At 64.1% G+C, this 2,161-nt stretch carries 4 protein-coding genes; 2 read left to right on the top strand and 2 right to left on the bottom strand.

Annotation, left to right across the window (positions count from 1 at the left end; all coding sequences use genetic code 11):
* On the top strand, positions 1-259 hold a 259-nt coding region (locus tag AC1D00_RS37970), incomplete at its 5' end, for a hypothetical protein (RefSeq protein WP_477014204.1).
* A 36-nt stretch (positions 260-295) separates the two neighbouring features.
* Here AC1D00_RS37970 and AC1D00_RS37965 read toward each other — a convergent pair.
* Both AC1D00_RS37965 and AC1D00_RS37960 read right to left on the bottom strand, forming a co-directional pair.
* Positions 296-1,420, bottom strand: coding sequence for a lactonase family protein (locus AC1D00_RS37965; RefSeq protein ID WP_477014203.1), 1,125 nt, complete (start codon positions 1,418-1,420; stop codon positions 296-298).
* A gap of 133 nt (positions 1,421-1,553) precedes the next feature.
* Positions 1,554-1,691: a hypothetical protein gene (locus tag AC1D00_RS37960; protein ID WP_209312137.1), complete on the bottom strand. Its 138-nt coding sequence runs from the start codon at positions 1,689-1,691 to the stop codon at positions 1,554-1,556.
* 305 nt (positions 1,692-1,996) lie between these two features.
* Here AC1D00_RS37960 and AC1D00_RS37955 point away from each other — a divergent pair, with 305 nt between their 5' ends.
* The gene (locus AC1D00_RS37955) at positions 1,997-2,119 is read left to right on the top strand and encodes a hypothetical protein (RefSeq protein ID WP_256374887.1); all 123 of its coding nucleotides are present in this window, start codon (positions 1,997-1,999) and stop codon (positions 2,117-2,119) included.
* Positions 2,120-2,161: the final 42 nt, after the last annotated feature.

Below are 2,161 nucleotides of genomic sequence, written 5' to 3'. Positions count from 1 at the left end.
GCCGCACGGCTTGTGGTTCGAGATGGGATGCAACGGTCCGCCTGCGAGCGGCCGGTCAGCTTCGGCGATCTCCGAGCAGCTTGCCGGAGGAACGGTCGATCAGATGCAGCCGCGTACAGGCCGGGCAGGGCACGGAAACGTGCGTGCGATCGGCCGGCTCGTCGCCAAGCCGATGCTGCACGTTCATGCCGGTCTGGGGGCACTTGAAGACAATATGACGGTCCATCCCCGTCATATGATGCCAAGGCCCGGACTTTGAAATTACGGATGATTACTTAGGTCGGCCGCGGTCCCCTCACGGCAGGCTCAGGAACTCCACCCAGTTCGGCTTCTTGCCGGTGGGGTAGGATTTCAGCTTGCTGAGTGCGCCGCTGCTCTGGTCGATGGCATAGACCGTCATGCCGTCGGACAGCTCGCCGACCGCGGCGAGGTAGCGGCTGGACGGATCGATATTGAAGCCGCGCGGCTGCTTCTCGGTCGGCACGCTGCCGACCGTGGTCAGCTTGCCGCTGGTCGCATCAACCTTGTAGGCGGTGAGCGTATTGGTCGTGCGCTCGGAGGCGTAGAGGAAGCGTCCGTCCGGGGTGATGTGGATGTCGGCGGCCCAGGGTTTCCCATTAAATCCCTCCGGCAGTGCGGTGGTGCGCTGGATCTCGTTCCATGCGCCGCTCTTGGCCTCATAGGTGAACGCTGCGACATCGCCGTTCAGCTCGTGGATGAGGTAGACGAACTTGCCGCCCGGGTGGAACACGAAGTGCCGCGGCCCTGATTTTTCCGGCACCTTGTAGGCTGGCGGATCGCTCGGCGTCAGCGTGCCCGCCGTGGCGTCGAACGCGAAGCTCAGCACCTGGTCGGAGCCGAGATTGGTCGCGAACACGAAGCGGTTGTCGGGCGAGGGCAGGAAGGCGTGCGCGTTCAGCCCGGTCGGGATCACCTGTTTCGGCTCGCCCACGACGCCGTTCGCGGAAAGCGGATTCAGCGCGACCTTGTTGCCGCCGTAGGAGGCGCTGAACAGGACCTTGCCGCCGCGGTCGGTTGCGATGTACGCCATGCTGTCGGCGAGCGGACCGTTGCCGATAGGGCTGAGCTGGCCCGTCTTGGGGTCGATCGCAAAACTCACCGCCTGGAATGGCTGCGAGCGGATTCCGGCAATCAGCACGCGGTGGTCGGGTGTGATCGCGAGCGGCGTCGAGGAGCCCGGCTTCTCGACGCTCGTGAAGGCGGCGGTCTGCACCGGTGTCATCTCGCCGCTTTCGGACAGCTTGAACACGCTGATGTCGTTGCTGTCGGCATTGCCGACATAGGCGAAGGTCTCGGCCATGCCGGCGCGAACTCCTGAAATGAGGGCAAGGAAGGCGAGGGTGGTGGCGATCGCAGCGCGGGGCGTTATGGATGCGATGCAGCCTGTCGGTCTCGGCATGGGCGTTCTCCTCGGGGCCGGTGCGGCCTTGTCGTTTTGTCGCAGAGGATAGCGGCAGGCGCCTCGCCGCACCAAATTCCAAATGAGATCGATCGATGCCGAAATTGTATCGGTTGCGCTGCGCCGAAGGCGGCTACCGCACCGCGGCCGTCAGGTTGCGGAAGTGCAGATTCGGGCCGGCCGGATGGTCGGGCGGTCCGAGCACGGTCCACACGACGACCGCGAGCAATGCCGAGGTCAGGATGGTCCAGGCGATGAGTCGTTTGCGCATCAGGCCAAATCCGTCCGTCGAAAGTTGGGGGCGCGCGGCCATCGTGCACTGCAAACGGCGACCACTCTATGAACTCGTTCACAGCCCAAGGGGATGAAAGGGCCCGCGGGATGAAGATGTCGTGGCAAAGCGCCACACCGGTTAAACCGATCGCAAGGTCTCTCCGACAAACTTGAACGGCGCTGCGTTTCGTCTGCTCAATCTCAGGCCGCAGGCCCGGCCACCTGATCGCTAGGAACGGCAGCCCCCCTCCCGCCGTTACCCCTGATCTCGCGGGCGGAGGACGCCAAAACGGAGGCTGGCACGTGTTTTGGATTTATTGGGACACCGCCTGGTCGCTGATCATCAGCGGCATCATGTTCACCACCATCGTCACGCATCCCGACGCCGAGTTCGTCGAGATCCGGGCGGCACGGCAGGCGAAATGAGCTTTCACTCCGCCTGAGCCCCTCATCTCCGTAGTTCAACGG

It is taken from the genome of Bradyrhizobium sp. P2_E8 (assembly GCF_056403875.1).
This window is presented reverse-complemented; position numbering and strand designations above follow the sequence as displayed.

What these genes read in the sequence shown, in the direction of transcription:
- AC1D00_RS37965 (WP_477014203.1), bottom strand. Translation starts at nt 1,420, where the DNA reads ATGCCGAGACCGACAGGCTGCATCGCATCCATAACGCCCCGCGCTGCG.
- AC1D00_RS37960 (WP_209312137.1), bottom strand. Translation starts at nt 1,691, where the DNA reads ATGCGCAAACGACTCATCGCCTGGACCATCCTGACCTCGGCATTGCTC.